General features: G+C 44.2%; 12 protein-coding genes. 9 read left to right on the top strand and 3 right to left on the bottom strand.

The window, feature by feature from the left end:
* The first annotated feature begins 92 nt into the window (after positions 1–92).
* Positions 93–521 carry a universal stress protein gene (locus ACM0OZ_RS26045; protein ID WP_414585722.1) on the top strand — a complete coding sequence of 143 codons (429 nt, stop codon included), beginning with the start codon at positions 93–95 and terminating at the stop codon, positions 519–521.
* Between the two features lie 246 nt (positions 522–767).
* Positions 768–3,506, top strand: coding sequence for a cation-translocating P-type ATPase (locus tag ACM0OZ_RS26040; RefSeq protein WP_414585721.1), 2,739 nt, complete (start codon positions 768–770; stop codon positions 3,504–3,506).
* Between the two features lie 98 nt (positions 3,507–3,604).
* Here the strand turns inward: ACM0OZ_RS26040 and ACM0OZ_RS26035 are convergent, their stop codons facing one another.
* Positions 3,605–4,546, bottom strand: coding sequence for an S-layer homology domain-containing protein (locus ACM0OZ_RS26035; RefSeq protein ID WP_414585720.1), 942 nt, complete (start codon positions 4,544–4,546; stop codon positions 3,605–3,607).
* A gap of 816 nt (positions 4,547–5,362) precedes the next feature.
* Between ACM0OZ_RS26035 and ACM0OZ_RS26030 the strand changes: the two genes are divergently transcribed.
* The 7 genes from ACM0OZ_RS26030 (at position 5,363) to ACM0OZ_RS26000 (ending at position 15,197) form a co-directional block, all read left to right on the top strand.
* Positions 5,363–7,042, top strand: a complete 1,680-nt coding sequence (locus tag ACM0OZ_RS26030; RefSeq protein ID WP_414585719.1) for a fasciclin domain-containing protein — start codon at positions 5,363–5,365, stop codon at positions 7,040–7,042.
* A gap of 632 nt (positions 7,043–7,674) precedes the next feature.
* The gene (locus tag ACM0OZ_RS26025) at positions 7,675–8,961 is read left to right on the top strand and encodes a DUF389 domain-containing protein (RefSeq protein WP_414585718.1); all 1,287 of its coding nucleotides are present in this window, start codon (positions 7,675–7,677) and stop codon (positions 8,959–8,961) included.
* A 9-nt stretch (positions 8,962–8,970) separates the two neighbouring features.
* Entirely contained in the window at positions 8,971–9,783 is an 813-nt protein-coding gene (locus ACM0OZ_RS26020; RefSeq protein ID WP_414585717.1) for an ion transporter, read from the top strand.
* 247 nt (positions 9,784–10,030) lie between these two features.
* Positions 10,031–11,044: a mechanosensitive ion channel family protein gene (locus tag ACM0OZ_RS26015; RefSeq protein ID WP_414585716.1), complete on the top strand. Its 1,014-nt coding sequence runs from the start codon at positions 10,031–10,033 to the stop codon at positions 11,042–11,044.
* Positions 11,041–12,387 carry a DUF2254 domain-containing protein gene (locus ACM0OZ_RS26010; protein ID WP_414585715.1) on the top strand — a complete coding sequence of 449 codons (1,347 nt, stop codon included), beginning with the start codon at positions 11,041–11,043 and terminating at the stop codon, positions 12,385–12,387. Before ACM0OZ_RS26015 ends, ACM0OZ_RS26010 begins: the two co-directional genes overlap by 4 nt.
* A 55-nt stretch (positions 12,388–12,442) precedes the next feature.
* Entirely contained in the window at positions 12,443–13,048 is a 606-nt protein-coding gene (locus ACM0OZ_RS26005) for a hypothetical protein (RefSeq protein ID WP_414585714.1), read from the top strand.
* Positions 13,049–13,922: 874 nt separating this feature from the next.
* The gene (locus tag ACM0OZ_RS26000) at positions 13,923–15,197 is read left to right on the top strand and encodes an RNA-guided endonuclease InsQ/TnpB family protein (RefSeq protein WP_414585713.1); all 1,275 of its coding nucleotides are present in this window, start codon (positions 13,923–13,925) and stop codon (positions 15,195–15,197) included.
* Positions 15,198–15,277: 80 nt separating this feature from the next.
* On the opposite strand, the gene ACM0OZ_RS25995 is transcribed toward ACM0OZ_RS26000, so the two are convergent.
* A complete protein-coding gene (locus tag ACM0OZ_RS25995; protein ID WP_414585712.1) occupies positions 15,278–17,152 on the bottom strand; it encodes a response regulator in 1,875 nt (624 codons plus the stop codon).
* Positions 17,153–17,472: 320 nt separating this feature from the next.
* Positions 17,473–18,813 (bottom strand): fasciclin domain-containing protein, encoded by a 1,341-nt coding sequence (locus tag ACM0OZ_RS25990; RefSeq protein ID WP_414585711.1) that lies wholly within the window; start codon positions 18,811–18,813, stop codon positions 17,473–17,475.
* Between the last annotated feature and the right edge of the window lie 54 nt (positions 18,814–18,867).

Below are 18,867 nucleotides of genomic sequence, written 5' to 3'. Positions count from 1 at the left end.
TATCCCGCGTTCTCAGCAGCCTTTGCCATATTGGAGGCAGTTTGCAGGAAAATAATAATTATAAACGTGGTGATTGAACTTTGGAGGTTATAGTGAGTTTTAGAAAAATTTTGGTTGCTGTTGACGCATCACCTCAAGCACAAGTGGTGTTTGAGCAAGCTTTAGAGTTAGCTAAAAAAGAGTCAGCTAGCTTAATGTTATTCCACGGCATTGAGATAGCAGCAAAACTCACGTACCTAACAGAATTAGAGGTGAAAACACAACAAGCCCAAGGATTACTACAGATATACCAACAAAAGGCGAAAGACCAAGGAATTTCGGCAGAAGCCAACTACCGGGCAGGGGAAGCAGGGAAATGTATTTGCAATTTAGCACAAAGTTGGAAGGCGGATTTAATTGTGATTGGTCGTAGAGGCTATAAAGGACTAACAGAAGTTTTATTGGGTAGCATCAGCAATCATGTCGTTCACCATGCTCCTTGTTCAGTTTTAGTTGTTCAAGGTGAGCCTTTGGCCAGCTAGATGTAGAGCCTATTCCTCTGTCAAGAAATACTTGAGAGCCACAGAGGAATAAGGCACTCGCTAATCAAATAGAAACGCTATTGACCTTATTTAGTTTCATTGTAGGGACTAACCTGCATTTCTGCTCTATATGACCGAGGACGTACACACAGCTGTACCCCAACCAAAATTCAAATTATCCCGCGTTGTTAACAACGCCTTAATTGTTAGTTTGCCCTGTCAGGGAATTTTATTGGAGCGAACAACATGACAGCATCACTTACAAATGAATTGTCAGAACATCAATGGCATAATCTGGCTGAGCAGGAAGTTGCTCGGCGTTTAGACACAAATTTAGACACAGGTTTAACCGCTGCTCTTGTGACAAAAAGACGGGAGCGTTTTGGTTCTAACGAACTCAAGAGTAAACCTGGAAAAAGTCCGTTGGTGCGGTTTTTCTTGCAATTTAACCAACCGCTGCTGTATATCTTGCTGATAGCAGGTGCAATCAAGGCGTTGCTAGGGCAGTGGGTGAATGCTTGGGTGATTTGGGGTGTCACTCTGATTAACGCTATTATTGGTTTTGTTCAAGAATCTAAAGCTGAAAGTGCGATCGCAGCCTTAGCTTCCTCAGTTCAAACAAACGCAACTATCCTCCGCGACGCTAAAAAGATGCAAGTTCCTTCCACCGAGTTAGTACCGGGGGATGTGGTGCTTCTCACGTCTGGAGACAAGGTACCAGCCGATTTGCGTCTTGTGCAAGTACGAAATCTGCAAGTCAATGAATCAGCCCTAACTGGGGAATCTATCGCCATTGAAAAAAACACGCGATCGCTTAACCCAGATGCACCATTAGCAGAACGCACCAACATGGCTTATGCTGGTAGCTTTGTGACGTTTGGCACTGGCAGGGGTATTGTTGTTGCTATTGGAGAGGGAACAGAAACTGGGCGCATATCCCAACTTATAGAGCAAGGAACCAGCCTGAAAACCCCATTAACCCGCAAATTCGACAAATTTAGCCGCACTTTGCTGTACATCATTTTGGGGATAGCGGCGCTTCTGTTTGCAGTCGGGCTAGGATATGGCTACTCTTGGGGAGAAATGTTTGAAGCTGCCGTCGCCTTTGCTGTCAGTGCCATTCCTGAAGGATTACCAGCTGTAGTTACAGTCACGTTGGCGATAGGTGTTTCCCGGATGGCACGCCGTCACGCAATTGTTCGCAAGTTACCAGCGGTGGAAACCCTCGGCGGTGCTACAGTTATCTGCTCTGATAAAACTGGCACCCTAACTGAAAACCAAATGACGGTACAAGCAATTTATGCAGGTGATAAATATTATACAGTTACTGGTGTGGGCTATGCTCCACAGGGAGAAATTTTGCTAGATGAAAAGCCAGTGAATTGGAATAATTCTCCTGCCCTTAAGGAATGTCTCAAAGCTGGATTGTTATGTAATGATTCGCACTTGGAAAAAAAAGATGAGCAATGGCTAGTTGTTGGCGATCCAACAGAGGGAGCGTTGATAACTGTTGCCAATAAAGTTTTACTAACCCGTAGCGGCTTAGAAGAGGAAATGCCCAGGCTGGATGTCATTCCATTTGAGTCTGAGTTTCAGTACATGGCAACTTTGCATGAAACTTTGTCATTAGCAAGTGACACTAGACACAAAACTATCTACGTTAAGGGTTCGGTAGAGGCTATTCTCAATCGTTGTCAGCTTCGGTTGGATGCTGAGGGAAACCTTAGCCCTGTGGAAGCAGAAACTGTGCATCAGGAAGTTGATGCAATGGCGAATCTTGGTTTACGGGTGCTAGCTTTTGCGAAGAAATCTGTGTCAGAGACTCAAGACACGCTGGATCATGCAGACATCGAACAGGATTTGATTTTCTTAGGGCTGCAAGGGATGATTGATCCGCCCCGAAAAGAAGCAATAAAAGCTGTGGAAGCCTGTCAAGAAGCTGGGATTCAGGTAAAAATGATTACGGGCGATCATGCTGTGACAGCAGCTGCCATTGCTTCTCAAATGGGCTTTAATCAAAATGGCGAAGTTCTTGCCTTCACAGGGCGTGAACTTGCTCAAATGGAGAAACAAGAACTTGCCACAGCAATAGAAGATGGGGTTGTGTTTGCCCGTGTCGCACCAGAACAGAAACTCCGTATCGTTGAAGCACTACAGTCTAAAGGCGAAGTCGTTGCTATGACGGGGGATGGTGTTAACGATGCACCCGCCCTCAGACAAGCGGATATTGGTATTGCAATGGGGGGTGCTGGAACTGAAGTGGCGAAAGAAGCCTCGGATATGATTTTGACAGATGATAACTTCGCCTCGATAGAAGCTGCGGTGGAGGAAGGGCGAACGGTTTATCGGAATTTACTTAAGGCGATCGCCTTCATTCTCCCAGTAAATGGTGGCGAATCGATGACGATTTTGATTAGTGTATTGCTTGCTAGAGACTTACCAATTTTGTCTTTACAAGTTCTGTGGCTAAATATGGTGAATTCTATCGCCATGACTGTACCATTAGCCTTTGAGCCGAAGTCTCTTGGGGTGATGCGACAACCTCCACGTAAACCCAATCAACCCTTGCTCTCCAAAAGTTTAGTACAGCGCATCTTGGCAATTTCTGCCTTTAACTGGATTTTAATTTTTGGTGTCTTTGAATGGATGCGACAAACTACAGGAAATATCGATTTAGCGCGCACAATGGCAATCCAGGCTTTAGTCGCAGGGAGAATTTTTTATCTTTTAAGTATTAGTCAATTAGGAAGTGCTGTTATCGATAAACTCCGTGGCATCAGACAGACGATTAGCGATGCCCCAGCGATTGTCATTGGAATTGTTTGCACTATAATTTTGCAAGTAATTTTCAGTCAGTGGAACTTAATGAATAACTTATTTTCCACTGCACCACTGAACTTGAATCAATGGTTGTTTTGTGTGCTTGTGGGCTTACCCATGATTGCAGTATCCGCCTTAGTCAATCGTTTCGATCCTCCCAACTGATCCAGTTGTCTACAAAACTCGCAAGCTTGCGAGTTGCCAGGTTTACTGGTCACTGTTTAACTAGTGTTTAAAATGCTCACCAAGTTACTTAACCACCATTATTGAGCATTTTGGTTACTGCTAGCAGCGCGAACAACATACTGATTGGCGGGTGAATTGTCAGCAAGTGGTTCTATTTTTCCCTGGGCAACTAATGTTTGATAAATTAAAGCTGCAATCTCCCCACGAGAAGCAGATTTCCTTGGATTAAGAACTTTTGAATTTGGATAGTTGACCACTATATTTGCTTTGGTTGCTGCTGCTACATCTCCAACCGCATATTGCGGAATCTTATTGGCATCTGCGTAAGTGTTGGTGATAATAAATGATGCAGGACGATTAAGATTCACAGCCTGTTTATCAGTTGTTGAAGGAGTCACAGCAGTAGGAGGTGCAGCCTGGGCTTTTGGTATTAATAAAGGCTGCATCAAACTAGTCATTGCAAGCGGCAAGAATATACGTCTTTTTGCGGCTTTTGGTTTGGGTTGTTGGGCGACAGTTCTCTGGGTGACTGTGGGTACAGTAACCGCTGGTGTACCAGTAGTTAGATCCAAACCTCTGCTCAAAGCAACTATTGCCTCAACCTTGGAAACGGGTTGATTGGGACGAAAGTAACCACCAGGATAACCCGCCATAAATCCTTGTTGATACGCTGACTCAATGGGACGAGTAGCCCAATAGCCAGCAGGAATGTCTTTATATACAGCACCACTTTCTACTTGGCGAATTGGCGGTTGGTCAAAAGCCTTGCGAATGATTGCTGCGAACTCATCCCGGTCTACTGGCTGTTCTGGTCGGAATGTACCATCAGGATATCCAGTCACAATATTTCTTGCAGCCAAACCCCGAATAAATGGCTGTGCCCAGTAGTTAGATTTCACATCACTAAAGGTAGTCACAGAAGGTTGAGCATAACTTTCCAACGCTCCAACTGCAAGCACTGTCAAATTTAAAGTTAGTAAAGATACACCTGCTGATGCTAACTGAAGCAACCGAGTCATTATCAATGCCTCCTATTTTTCTAATCATTCAATAGTGGTTAAAAAATAGTGGAAATCTCGTGGAGAAATTCCTATTATCTGCCAAAATCCTACTTGAGATTGAATGTAGCTATACCTAAAGGTATAGCTAACGTATCACTGAAGAAAACAAAAACTATCAATGCTTAATAAACGCTTTGAAATCCTGAAGCACTTCCGAATATGCCTATCAATTCTCGCTTTTAAATGAAATAATTTTATTTTTTTTATTTCAAACACAACACTTTATTAGTGACATCCATCTTCAGATAAAAATCTTCTATCTAAGCAAGAAAAATATCAAAAACTGGAAACTGGGTTAGAAGGGGAGGATTATAGCTGAGTCCTCCACGACTTTTCCACTATTTAGATTTAATCTAAATCTAAAACAAGTTTGGTCATACATTCAGCTGCAACTATTGACTGAATATATCTTGTGACTTAATTTCTCAATAGAGTTATTTAGGGAGTATCCCAAATGTGTAAATTTATTGTCATGCTGAATGGAGTGAAGCGGAATGAAGCATCTTTAAAATTAACGAGATACTGCGATTCTTCGCTCCACTTCGTTTCGCTCAGAATGACAATTATGTTTTTGCAAAATTGGGATGCTCCCGTTATTTATCTCTAAGAAAATTTCTTGACAGAATCAATCGATGTCAGTAACAGGGATGAAAAATGAAGGATAAAAAGTGAAAAACAAATACACTTTGCACACTTCATACTTCATACTTCACACTTCATACTTTTTTAGTCATATGTAAAAGATTACCCTACTTTTTCCAGGAGGATATTTTCATGTGTAGTTTATTTCGTTGGTCATCAGCAAACTCCGTATTGCTAGCCCTTGGAGTAGCAAGTGCTACAGTCACTCCTCTGATGATTTCCGAGACCGCTTCAGCTCAAGTTCCTGTTCCAACGACAACTCCAGGTCAAACTCCAAACACAACGACAGCCACTACCTTTTCTGATGTTGGCGCTGATTACTGGGCGCGTCCATTTATTCAAGCTTTAGCTGAAAGAAACGTAATTACTGGCTTTCCTGATGGCACTTTTAGACCGAATCAACCTGTTGATCGTGCTGAATTTGCCGCAATGATTCAAAAAGCTTTTAACCAAACCTCTGTTCGGCAGTTAGGCGCAGGTGGATTTAAAGATGTTCCTGGTGACTACTGGGCAGCTTCTGCAATCCAGGAAGCTTACGAAACCGGATTTATGGCAGGCTATCCTGGGAACTTGTTCCTACCCAATCAGCAAATTGGCAAGGTGCAGGCAATTGTTGCTTTAACAAATGGTTTAGGTTTGAATGCTGACCGTACTGCATCAAGTAATATCAGTACCTATTATACAGATGTGAATGCTATCCCGAACTACGCCATCAATGAAGTGGCAGCAGCAACACAAGCTAATATTGTTGTCAACTATCCAGATGTCAGACAACTTAACCCCTTAGCGCCTCTAACTCGTGCAGAAGCTGCGGCACATTTGTATCAAGCCTTAGTCCGGCAGCAACAACTGCCACCCCTTGCAAACAATGTTGCGGCTACTCAATATATTGTCGGTAGAAACACTGGCGGCACTCAAACTTCCAACGACATTGTTTCCCTTGCTGCCTCTAGTAATTCCTTTACAACTCTGACTTCTTTATTGAAGACAGCAGGTTTAGCAGATATTCTCCAACAACCAGGTTCCTATACAGTTTTTGCTCCCACAGACCAGGCGTTTGCTGCTTTGCCTCAAGAAACTCTACAGCAGTTGCAGCAACCAGAGAATAGAGAAACCTTGATTAGGATTTTGAGATATCATGTCATTCCTGGTCAACTCACTGCTAGTGAACTGGCGGCTGGAGAACTCAAAACTTTTGAAGGTAGACCTGTTGATATTCAAATCGCTGCTGCGACTAATCAAGTTGCAGTAAACAATGCACAAGTCATTCAGCCAAACATCCAAGCAAGTAACGGTGTTATCCATGCGATTAACCAAGTCCTCATACCACCTGACGTTAAGCTTAGTCAGCAACCGCAAAATGGTGGAGTGAATACCAATGGTGTTGATATTGGTAGAAGAACTCGTGGTGGCAGAAGCTATATCGGGGTTGGTGGCAACATTGGTTTGGGCGGTGATTCAGCTTTAAGCGAAGGGAACTTTGCGGTTTTCAGCAAACTTGGGCTAACACGCAGCATATCAGCGCGACCATCAGCAGTGATTGGGGACGATCCCGTTGTTCTGGTTCCTATAACCTTTGACTTTTCCCAACAGTCAGCAAATCCCCTTGGAGAACAAACGTTTACTATAGCTCCTTACGTAGGTGCTGGCGTAGCGATTGAAACTAGCGACGACGCTGATGTTGGTTTACTGCTAACTGGTGGTGTAGATGTGCCTTTAGGTTCTCGATTTACGGCAACAGGATCTGTCAATGCAGCTTTTCTAGACGAAACGGATGTTGGGCTGATGATAGGAGTTGGCTACAACTTTTAACGGGTCGCGGAAGTCCCCACCCTCAATGTACTCATAGGGTGGGGATAGGGAGCGGGCGGTGATGAGGGCATCCCCGAACTAGACTGACTGTGAGTGAGTGAGTGAGGAAGCGGGATGTCTGAATAATCGCCAAATATTTCTTGATTTTGTCCGGAATCTGTCTAATTCAAGTGGTATAGTGTAATTGGTTGCTACCCACCCACACGGCTCATAACAAACGGTCACAGTAGCAGTAGTATGCGAACCCTCGTCTAAGAGCGTGAGAAAGGGGGAAAGATTCCGGTCACTGGTTCGCACGATTACGCTCTGCGGTAAAAGATAAGCCATACAGGAATGTACGAAAAAAGAATTCACTGCCTGCGGGAGGCGGGCGGCTGCGCGGGTTCTCCACGGGGAGATAAAGCTAGCAATACCAGAGACGCTGTGTAAGACTTGGATCGTCTTTAGTGACGAACATTCAGCAATGGATGTACCCAACAGAGCAATGGCGGTTGAGACGCGTTCGCGAAGCGTGCGCCTTAGCGCTTAGCCCATACTTCAAGCGAAGCTAAGTATGGGTACTTCACCAAAATATTTCCTTGGGGGGAGAGCCATCGCCTCAAAATGCGAGATTGTTAGCGGCAGGAGGGTGTATGCGTCAGTTAATTATCCAGGTGCCACAAGGGCATGGCAAAGCAGTTCTCGACATCGCTAATTCTCACAATGGCGCAAACCTTGCACAACTTGCAGCCAAGGGTAGTGATGAAGCGATTGACGTGGTAATTGTTCATGTTTCTAATCGAGAGGTTGAGGGGTTTTTGGAGCAGTTACAAGACCTGCCTAAAGTACATATCACGCTTATACCAACTGGCGTGATGGCTTTGCAACCACCTGCGTCAGAAGCACCGCAGCAGGTAGTGAATGTGGAGGAACGCAGCCCTATTGAGATTTTTCTCTCTGGTTTGCAAAGTGTTGGTTCTTGGCGGGGCTTTCTTGCTTATGCAGCAGTCGCAGGCTTCGTGGTCTGGATTGGCTTGTATACCAATACAGCTTATCTGCTGGTGGCTGCAATGTTGATTGCACCGTTTGCAGGTCCGGCAATGAATACTGCAATTGCCACCGCACGCGGCGATCGCCAACTCCTCGGGCGCAGTCTTTTGCGTTACTTTACGGCTTTAGCAGTCACAATTGCAACTGCTTGGTTACTTAGTCTGATACTGCGACAAGAAATTCCAACTAGTTTAATGCTAGAAAGCAGCCAGGTTTCAACTGTGGCAGTGCTTTTACCGTTGGCAGCCGGAGCAGCAGGGGCGCTTAATTTGGTTCAATCAGAGCGAAGTAGTTTGGTATCCGGGGCAGCAACCGGAATGTTAGTTGCCGCTTCTCTGGCTCCACCTGCGGGAATTGTAGGTATGGCAAGTGCCCTCGGCAGGTGGGACATGGTAATATCTGGGCTGTTCCTGCTGTTGCTGCAACTATGCGGCATCAATTTTTCCGCTTCCCTCTTGTTCCGACTGTACGGGCTATCTACTCAAGGAACCCGTTATCAGCGTGGGAAAAAATCGGTATTTCGTTCAGCCTTGGTGATGACCGTAATAGCACTCGCAGGTCTTTTGACCTGGCAGTTTTCTAATTCTCCCAATCTAGAACGCTCCAGCCGCGCCCAACGTGCCAATGCTGAAGTCCAGAAGGCTGTGAAGCAAGTCGGTTTTGCACAATTAGTTGAGTCGAATGTTCGCTTCACACGAGCCAATATTGAAGGACAAAACACCTTGTTGAGTGTAGTTTATGTCCAGCGCCTACCGGAAGTTACTGAGTCTAGTGAGGAAATTCGCGATCGCCTGACCCAAGCAATTCAAACTCATTTATTGAAACAGGGCTTCAACGTAACACCCCTAGTAGATGTCAACGTGCTTGAAACCCCTGCTAACAAACCATAAATGCAATTTATGAGTAACCCGAACTTGAGCGAAAAACAAGACCTGGAACGAGAGCGCAGTGAAGTATTGCAACAGCTAGAAGATTGGTTAGAAACCCCAATGGTAGTATTGGGCTTTGCGTGGCTTTTGTTATTCATCATCGAGCTCATCTGGGGGCTAAATCCTCTGCTGCAAGCTGTTAACACTACCATCTGGATTATTTTTATTTTGGATTTTCTGCTTAAAGTAGCGGTTGCTCCCCGTAAACTTTCCTATATCAAAAGCAACTGGCTAACGGCTTTCTCTCTCATGTTGCCAGCTCTACGTACTTTTCGGATTCTGCTGCTGGTAAGGGCATTACGAACAGCACGGGCTGTTCGAGGACTACGGCTGCTGGGGGTCATGACTCGTACCAATAGAGGAATGCGGGCTTTGGGAGCGAGTGTTAACCGTCGGGGTTTTAGTTACGTGGTGGCGTTGACGGCGATTGTTACTCTAGTAGGAGCAGCGGGGATGTATGCATTTGAAAACGAGGTTGCTGATGGTAGCTTGAACAACTATGGCACCGCCTTATGGTGGACGGCAATGCTAATAACGACAATGGGTTCTGAGTATTGGCCCAAAACTCCTGAAGGTCGGGTGCTTTGCTTTCTTTTGGCGCTGTATGCGTTTGCGGTGTTTGGCTACGTCACTGCTACCCTTGCAACGTTCTTTATTGGTCGTGATGCAGATGATGACAAAGCCGAGTTAGCAGGAGCAAAATCGATTGAAGCGCTTCATGCTGAGATTGCGGCATTACGGGCTGAGATGCAGGTATTGTTGCGTCAAAATTCAGAGCATTGAGAATTCATAATTGCAATCATTTTACTACACCTAAATATGAGTAAACTGGCTTTTGCTCCCTATCGTTGCCATCAAGTGCAATCTCAATAAGCAAAAAAGTTATATATGTATAAATTTACCTGAATGAGTCTATTATTAATTGATTTTTTGCAAAAGAGCTATTTTTCTTTGATAACACTAATCAACAGTTAACAAAGGAATTGAACCTTACTACTTTTTACTAACGACTGATAAACGAGGAAGGTTAATGAACACAGAAATATCTGCAGCTTGGAACAAGGTTGAGAACATGATTAACGGTTTCATGGTTCTGCTACCGAATATTGTTTTGGCGTTAATTGTCTTTGCCTTCTTTTTCTTTGTTGCTGGGAAAATTAAAGGACTGGTCAAGCGGTTGACTCGGAAGCACCGCCAGGCTAGAAATTTGGGATTGGTATTGGGACGGTTAGCACAGGGTGTGACAATTTTGATTGGTTTGTTTATCGCCCTGTCAATTGTAATTCCCTCATTTAAAGCAGGCGATTTGGTACAATTGCTAGGAATTAGCGGTGTGGCAATTGGTTTTGCTTTTCGTGATATTCTGCAAAACTTCTTAGCTGGCATTTTAATCCTCCTCACTGAGCCATTCCAAATTGATGACCAAATTGTTTTTAAAGACTTTGAGGGAACGGTAGAAAATATCCAAACAAGAGCGACGACAATTAGAACGTATGATGGTCGTCGAATTGTGATTCCCAACTCTGAGTTGTTCACTAATTCTGTCACAGTAAACACCGCCTTTGAGAGCCGCCGTCTAGAATATGATGTTGGCATCGGCTACGGCGATGACATCGACCAAGCAAAGCAGTTGATGCTGCAAGCAATCCACAGCGTAGACAGTGTATTGCAAGACCCAGCTCCTGAGGCACTGGTGATGGAACTTGCCGAAAGTACCGTCAACATCCGCGCCCGATGGTGGATCAAACCGCCACGACGGGCGGATGCTCTTGACTCGCGGGACAAGGTCATTTCTGCAATTAAGAAAAAGCTAGTTGAAAATGGTATTGACTTGCCCTTCCCGACACAGCAAATTCTGTTTCATGATCAGACAGAGGAAACAGATGGCGATCGCTCTCGTCAACGAGAAGGCTGGCCGGCTGGTAAAGGCGAAGTTCCTAAACCGCGCAGTATTAGCGGTTCGCTCAGAAAGCTAGCCCAAATCCGGGCGCAACGGGATGGCAATGGCAAGATAGATTCTCAACCTCATAACGACCACTCATGAAAAACGTCAAGTTGGGCAAGCTCTGGGATGAACTCCACTCTAGCTATTGGTTTATACCAACATTGATGGCAGTAGCAGCGATCGCTCTGGCGTTCACAATGCTAACGCTTGACCGCACAGGCAAAGCCGAAATTAATTATTGGTGGAGCTACACTGGTGGAGCGGATGGAGCGCGATCGCTACTGGGAGCTGTTGCAGGTTCGATGGTGAGCGTTTGCGCTACAGCCTTTTCAATTACAATTGTAGCGCTTCAGCTTGCTGCTTCCAGTTTTGGTCCCCGGCTACTGCGTAATTTTATGCAGGATACTGGCAATCAAATTGTCCTTGGCACCTTCATTGGTACGTTTATCTACTGCTTGCTCGTACTTCGGACTATTCATGGAGAGGGAGATGGATACAGTCTGTTTGTACCGCAGCTTTCGGTTACAGGCGGCACTTTACTTGCAATTATCAGCATTGGTGTATTGATTTATTTTATCCATCATGCTTCAACCATCATTCAGGCATCGTACGTAATTCAGAACGTTAGTACAGATTTAGATAGCGTCATCGAGCGGCTTTTCCCACAAAAAATTGGACGTGGTAAACCAGAACAGGACGTTACGTCGTCCATTCCAGTTTCTTTTGAGGAAGAAGCTTGCCCAATTCGAGCTAGTGGCACAGGTTATTTGCAAGCAATTGATGACGAAGAACTAATAAATATTGCTTGCAAGTATAATCTGCTAGTGCGCTTAGCGACTCGACCGGGAAAATTTGTGGTTAAAGGCAGCGATTTAGTTATGGTTTTTCCTGAGCAACGAGTGAATGCAAAACTTGTCAAACAAATCAATGATGCCTTTATTCTGGGCAGAGAACGTAATGAGCAACAAGATATAGAGTTTCCAATTGATCAATTAGTAGAAATTGCCATGCGTGCCCTCTCTCCGGGGATAAATGACCCATTTACGGCAACTCGCTGTATTGACCGACTCAACGCTGGACTATGCCATTTAGTTCAAAGAGATTTTCCTTCGCCCTACCGCTACGATAAAAATAACAAACTGCGTGTCATTGCCCAAGGACCCACTTTTCCAGAATTGGTTGACCGTGCCTTTAACCAAATTCGGCGCTATGGAAAGTCGGATGCAGCAGTAGTTAATCATTTGTTAGATGCCATAGCTACTATTGCCACCTACACAAATAATAACAAATACTGTGCAGCCCTCCAACATCATGCTGAGATGATTTTGCAAGATAGCTGTGAGGCACTCTCACAAGAACAAGACCGCAAAGATTTACAAGAACGGTATTATACAATCATTAAAGCTTTAGACTGCAACAGTGCTATTAACAATTGGGATTAACCAGAAAAAGAGCGTTTACAATTAATAGTTTCGTGTTTGTAATATTTCTGAACTTATGAAAAGTATAAATTGGAAAGGATATCGAGTTATTGCGTGGATGGGGGAGGCTATACTAACATTTTTCGTAGTAGTTGCAGCATTTCAAGGTAATTGGCAAAATGCCTTGTCGCTGACATTTTTCTTAATTATATCTTTTGCGTTTGTCATCCGCGATGATAAGTTACCCGCCTTGTTTGATTTCCTGTTTGTCCTTGCGGCGTTGCTGAATGCTTTGGGTTGGGTGTGGGGTTTATTTTATACGCCAGGACCGTATGACGAAATTGTTCACGCCTTTACTAGTTTTGCAATTGCTCTAGCACTGAGTTTTTTAGTTTACGGCTCAATGCTGGATATCTTTCGCCATCATAAAATTTTGTATTTACTCACAATCGCCAGTTTTGGGATTGCTATTGGTGCTTTATGGGAAGTGACCGAATGGTCTGCTGGCAAAATTCTCTCTACTGAAGTGATTGGAAGTTTAGATGATACCATTATGGACTTGGTGATGGACAGCTTGGGAGCGGGATTAGCAGCCTTGACTAGCCTTTGGGCATTGCAAGAATGGACAGGTCGCAATCCAAGGCTTGGAAATCAACAAGCTAGGTCGTACAGTCGAGATTGACTGTTATATTTCTTTGAGAATTGTGTAGTTTATACTGTCAGAAAATTTTTCCTTTTTTTCGTATTTTACCCATTATCTTCCTAACCTCAAAAGAAGAAATAAGTATTGCACAATCAAAAAAAATTAGCTATTTAATTATTTCTAAATCATTTCAAATGTGCAACACTCAATTGGTTAAAGAGTATGTTGAGGTTAAGTTGTTGAATCACAGTTAAGTTACTTAACTGCTTCTAGGAAAGAAGATATCTTCAAAAAGTGGAAAACTGGTGGAGTGTTGAGCAATGTTGCCAAATATTTACAGCAGTTTTCAATAGAGTAGACCATAAATTTAGCTTAAACGGCTAGAAGCCCCACATCCTACCCGCAGGGAGGTGTGGGATGAATAGCCGGACAAAAACGAGGTGTACCCCCGACCTATGTTGACCGTCGGTTAACGCGGGAGAGGGGTACCCTCGTTTTTGTCAATCTCCGGAATTTTTAACGAGTCAATCATCTCATCAATTACTTGAGTCATTGTCTTTTCTGTTAAAGCTGCATATAAGCGAAGTTTATTTAATCTTCTTTCAGATGTCCTAACTCTGATATATTTATCCTTCATATTGTTTCCTCGTTGCTTCCTCGTAATGTTATCATAGCTATAACAAGGCGGGGGTCTGACACGAAATTTTTTGCCATGCCGAGGGACTAAGCGACAAAAAATTGGCAGCCTTTGTTTGATTGATCTGTCTTCCAAGTCGGGTACTCGTTGTAATAAGGCTGCCAATTTTTCTAGCAGGATGCGACACCTTGTAATGTTTATCTGTGTTCCAAGACGGCTACTCGGAGTAATAGGGCTGGCAAAAAATTAGGGGACAATGCGTCGGAGGTGATTAAAGTGTTGAAGGCAGTTAAGGTCAGACTATACCCAACAAGTGAACAAGAAATAGCTCTAGCCAAGTCTTTTGGTTGTGCAAGGTGGTATTGGAATTATGCCCTTAATGCTTGTATCCAACACTATTCAGAAACAGGAAAGTCGTTAAAGTTAAGCGTTTACAAGGCTTACCTCCCACAATTAAAGGTCGAGTACCCTTGGTTGAAAGAGGATTGTTATTCTGCTGTTTTACAATGTGTAGCAATCAATTTAAACAAGGCTTATGCTAACTTTTTTGAGGGTCGTGCTAAGTTCCCTAGGTTCAAGTCAAAGCATCACAAGCAATCAATCCAATATCCTCAGAACGTTAAGATTGTGGGTGATTGCTTGGAGGTTCCTAAGATTGGTGTTGTTAAAGCAGTTTTTCATAGACTAATTGAAGGAAAAATCAAGACAGTTACTATCAGTAAAACACCTACAGATAAATACTTTGCGTCTCTACTTTGTGAAGTTGATGGTGAAGCGGGTCTTGTATCTGGTGACAAAATACTGGGCATTGATTTGGGATTGAAAGACTTTGCTATTATTCATGATGGCAATGAAGTTACCAAACATTCAAACCCAAAACACTTAAAGCGCCATGAAAAGAATCTAGCACGGAAGCAGAAAAAATTTGCTCGTAAGGTTAAAGGAAGCAATTCAAGAAACAAATACAGAAAACTCGTAGCGAAGGTTCACGAACGAGTATCAAATTCCCGTCAGGACTTCCTACATAAACTCAGTAGGAAACTGGTTGATCACAGCCAAATCATTGTTGTGGAGAATCTCCACGTCAAGGGAATGGTACGGAACCGCAAGCTATCAAAGTCGATATCCGACGTGGGCTGGGGAATGTTCGTTAATTTCCTGGACTACAAGTTAAAAGCCAAGGATGGTCAACTTGTAGAAATAGGAAGATTTTTCCCTAGCTCCAAAACCTGTTCATGCTGCGGTCACATTGTTGATGAGTTAACGCTTGATATTCGTGAATGGGACTGTCCATCGTGCTTTACGAGTCATGATCGCGATGGTAATGCAGCATTGAACATCAGGAAAGAAGGATTAAGGATATTGCAAAACAATGGTGAGACAGCGCTGCAGGAGGGTTTCCCTCCGCAGGCGACTGCGAACCCGAAGGGCGGAGGGAATCCCGTTATTGCTGATGGAGGCTGTGTAAGACCACCTACCCGTAAGGGCAAGGGGCAACGGTCAATGAAGTCAGAAGCCCACACCGTACCCGATAGGGTCGGTGTTGGGTAGTTCACTAAGCTAAAGGAGCAACAAAAATACTCATCTGGCGTGGCTGTTGGGCAAAGTAAGACCGCATATCATGGGGTAAATCAAGCAGGCGGTCTTGTCTGGCGTACCTTTTGCTTTAAGCGGTTAAAAATGCGGTTGATTAGTTTTGAATCCACAATGGGTTTGCTGATGCAATCGTCAGCACCCGCTGCAAATATCTGCTCAACAGTCTGTGCTTGTGTATGAACAGTCAAAAACAGCACTGGCAGCCCACTCCAATGCGGGTCGTTACGTACCACCTGACACAGTTCAATCCCATTGATATAAGGCATTTCTACATCTAAAAGCAGCAAATCTGGAGAAAATTCTGTCAGGACGTCCCAAAAACGTCGCGGATCACACAGAGTTGTCAGCTTAAATCCCTTTGGCTCTAGTAATTTCTGTATAACTGTCAGCACCTCTTGGTCATCATCTACAGCCATGACTCTTGCCTCACTAGTAGTCAGGTGTTGCAGTTCCTGAGTCACTAGCTGCAACACAAGGCTTGCAGGCATGGACTTGTGCAAAAAACCACGTCCGCCAGCTCGCACGACTTCTAGGCGCTCAGTAAAATTATTTTGGTCTGTAAAAACGAGTACTGGAATTGGCGGTGTTTGGTTGGACAATTCTGCTAGCAGCTTGAAACTGTCCTTAACACCATAAGGACAGCAAAGGTCGAGTAGCACTACATCGGGAGTGGAAGATGCGAATGCCTGCGGCACGGCTTTGCCGAACGCACTTCTGGCATCGGCAGTGTTTGTAGCAGTCTTTACTTGCATTCCTTGGGTAGCAGCTTCTTTAACCAGTTGCTCTACGACTTTAGGATCATCGCTAATCAGCAAAAGGACATTCTGACATTGCTTAGTAGAAACTGACTCAACATACGTTGGCTCAACCGGAGTTTGCTCTAGCTCCCGCTGCATCTCCATCACGAGTTCACACAGGTGTTGAGACTGAGCTTGGTCAATCGGTGTGCTGCCCTCAAGCATATGCTCTATCTCGTTAGCCAGTTGTGAACCTTTAGCAAAGCCAAAACTTCCCATTGCACCTGCCAGCTTGTGAGCTTCTTGCTTTGCATGAAGTCGCAGTTGAACATCAAATGTCCCCTCTGTTAAAGCATTGGTTGCTTGCTCCAGCACAGCTATGCGATCGCCAGCCCTAACTTTGAAATCCTCCCGCGCCTTGGCAACGGCTGCTAACATAGCTTGTTGCTGCGCTAAGAATGGCTCTTCTTCGGTTGTCTGAGAACTTTGCTCTTGGGGTAGAGGCTTCAGACGATAGCCCAATCCGTAAACCGTTTCAATCAAATCATAGTTAGCACCTGCTGCTTTGAGTTTCTGCCGTAAACTTTTGATATGAGACTTAATTGTGTTTTCTTCTGGCGGATCTTTATCAGCACCCCAAAGGTGATCGATGATGGCAATCCTGCTAAACACGCGCTGGCTGTTGCGTAAAAAAAGCTCCAGAATACTAAACTCTTTTGCTGTTAAATGTAGCACTTGGCTGCCATAAGTTACCTCACAACTACTGGGATCGAGGTGTAAGCTTCCCCATTTTAGAACAGGAGGTAAAGAAGAATTTCCCCGACGTAGTAAAGCGCGAATGCGAGCTGTTAACTCTTGAAAATCAAAGGGTTTAACCACATAATCGTCTGCTCCGGCATCTAAACCCATAACTTTATCAGTTCTACTGTCAAGTGCCGTCAGCAGAAGAATAGGCATCTGATAGCCCTCTTGACGTAATTGCCGACAAAGACTAACGCCATCCAATTTCGGCAGCATCACATCTAGCAAAATCAAATCATAGCTACAGACCTCTGCCAACTCCCAACCATCTTGACCATCAGCAGCAATATCAACCACATAATGTTGTGTGTTCAGAACTGCTGCAACAGCTTGAGCAAGCGAATGATCATCTTCAACTAAGAGAATTCTCATGTTGAGTATTTGCTTTTCAAAGCACCCTCAAGCGCCAATACTAATGGGTTATATCTTTCTAGAACCACCTGACATCTATCAAAGGTAAGGGAAGCTTTTGTATCCACGCACATAAGTGATTACCTTGTGATCTTTGTTACAACAGTCGTCTACTTTTAAAACATCTTATGAGCAGATAACCCACTTCCAAGCATTGTTATTGTGGAGAAAATGAACAACGTAAAAAGGCGCTTTGACCAAATATTCTTCATTTTTAAACCTGCAAAATCATTTTGAAAAAGGCGTTCTTAAGCAAGCATCGGCACGCTTGTTGAACGCTGTTAATTTCGTAACTGGTTCAGGTTGATGTTAGGTGGTATTAACACTTCGTTAACCGCATGGATAACACCGTTGCTTGCCTGGATGTTTGGCTGGGTCACACTCGCATCGTTCACCCCGATTTGATTGGTACCAGAATCAATTTGAATGTTGATAGGTCTGTCGGCGAGCGTTTTCAGTTGTCCACGCTTGAGTTGATCAGTAGTCACTTCACCAGGCACTACATGGTATCTCAAAATCCTAGCAAGCGTTTCTCTGTTTTCAGGTAGAAGCAATTTTCTGAACGTCTCTTTCGGTAAAGCAGCAAATGCCTGGTCTGTGGGAGCAAAAACTGTATAAGGACCTTTGTTTTTGAGAGTGTCCGCTAGACCTGCCCTGTCCAACACAGAACTCAATGTTGTGAAGTTTAAAGCAGAAAGAGCAACAATGTCACCAGGCTCAGTTGTAGAGGTCGTTGAAGTAGTTGCAGTAGTAGAACCACGATTATCTGACGTAGATGTCGTCATTGTTGTGGTTGCGCTAGCCGAACCACTAGTATCTGATGTAGATGTAGTCGTTGAAGTGGTTTGGCTCACCTCACTATTGCGACCCACAATGTAATTAGCTGCTGCAACATTGTTAGCAAGTGGTTGCACCCGTCCTTGCCGTACCAAGGCTTGATACAAGAGTGCTGCTGCTTCTGCACGCGTGAGAGTTCGCAGCGGATTGAGGGCTTGTACATTTGGATAGTTGACAACAATGTTTGCCTGTGTAGCAGCGGCTATAGGATTGATGGCATAAGCAGGTATCCATCCGACATCTTTATAAGAGGTTCTAAGAATCTCTTCAGGCGTGCCATTAACAGACAAGCCCAAGCCATTTGCTAAAGCAGTTATCGCCTGCGCTCTAGGAATGGGTTGCTCTGGCAAAAATTGTCCACCAGCGTAGCCTTTCATAAATCCTGTTTGAAAAGCTTCTTCGATTGCAGAAGTAGCCCAGTAGTTGGCAGCAACGTCTCTAAATCCAGATTCAGCTAACGGTCTAGTTTGGTTCTGCTCAAAAGCATTGGCAATCATCGTCGCAAATTCAGCGCGTTCCACAGGCTGTTCTGGTCTAAAGGTTCCATTAGGGAAGCCTGTAATTATTTTTCTTTCTGCTAGGGCTTGAATAAATGGTCGAGCCCAGAAATCAGGTGCAACATCAGAAAAGTTGACCGCTGCACCCGGACTAGGAGATGGACTGGGAGATGGAGAAGTCGTCTGAGCAATGGTGGGAGCAGTAATCACTATGGGAGCCATTGCACCAACTGTCATAGCAATAGATAGCAAGGTGCTACCTGATGACCAACGTAAAAAACTATTCATAGTTGAAAATATCCTCCAAATGTGGGGCTAGCTCTTAAGCGTTACCCCAAGTAA

It is taken from the genome of Scytonema sp. PCC 10023 (assembly GCF_963920835.1).
Lineage (GTDB): Bacteria > Cyanobacteriota > Cyanobacteriia > Cyanobacteriales > Nostocaceae > Kalymmatonema.
The sequence above is the reverse complement of the archived record's forward strand: the minus strand, read 5'-3'. Positions and strand labels throughout refer to the sequence as shown.

Coding starts and splice junctions, on each gene's coding strand:
- ACM0OZ_RS26040 (WP_414585721.1), top strand. CDS start 768: ATGACAGCATCACTTACAAATGAATTGTCAGAACATCAATGGCATAAT.
- ACM0OZ_RS26035 (WP_414585720.1), bottom strand. CDS start 4,546: ATGACTCGGTTGCTTCAGTTAGCATCAGCAGGTGTATCTTTACTAACT.
- ACM0OZ_RS26030 (WP_414585719.1), top strand. CDS start 5,363: ATGTGTAGTTTATTTCGTTGGTCATCAGCAAACTCCGTATTGCTAGCC.
- ACM0OZ_RS26025 (WP_414585718.1), top strand. CDS start 7,675: ATGCGTCAGTTAATTATCCAGGTGCCACAAGGGCATGGCAAAGCAGTT.
- ACM0OZ_RS26020 (WP_414585717.1), top strand. CDS start 8,971: ATGAGTAACCCGAACTTGAGCGAAAAACAAGACCTGGAACGAGAGCGC.
- ACM0OZ_RS26015 (WP_414585716.1), top strand. CDS start 10,031: ATGAACACAGAAATATCTGCAGCTTGGAACAAGGTTGAGAACATGATT.
- ACM0OZ_RS26010 (WP_414585715.1), top strand. CDS start 11,041: ATGAAAAACGTCAAGTTGGGCAAGCTCTGGGATGAACTCCACTCTAGC.
- ACM0OZ_RS26005 (WP_414585714.1), top strand. CDS start 12,443: ATGAAAAGTATAAATTGGAAAGGATATCGAGTTATTGCGTGGATGGGG.
- ACM0OZ_RS25995 (WP_414585712.1), bottom strand. CDS start 17,152: ATGAGAATTCTCTTAGTTGAAGATGATCATTCGCTTGCTCAAGCTGTT.
- ACM0OZ_RS25990 (WP_414585711.1), bottom strand. CDS start 18,813: ATGAATAGTTTTTTACGTTGGTCATCAGGTAGCACCTTGCTATCTATT.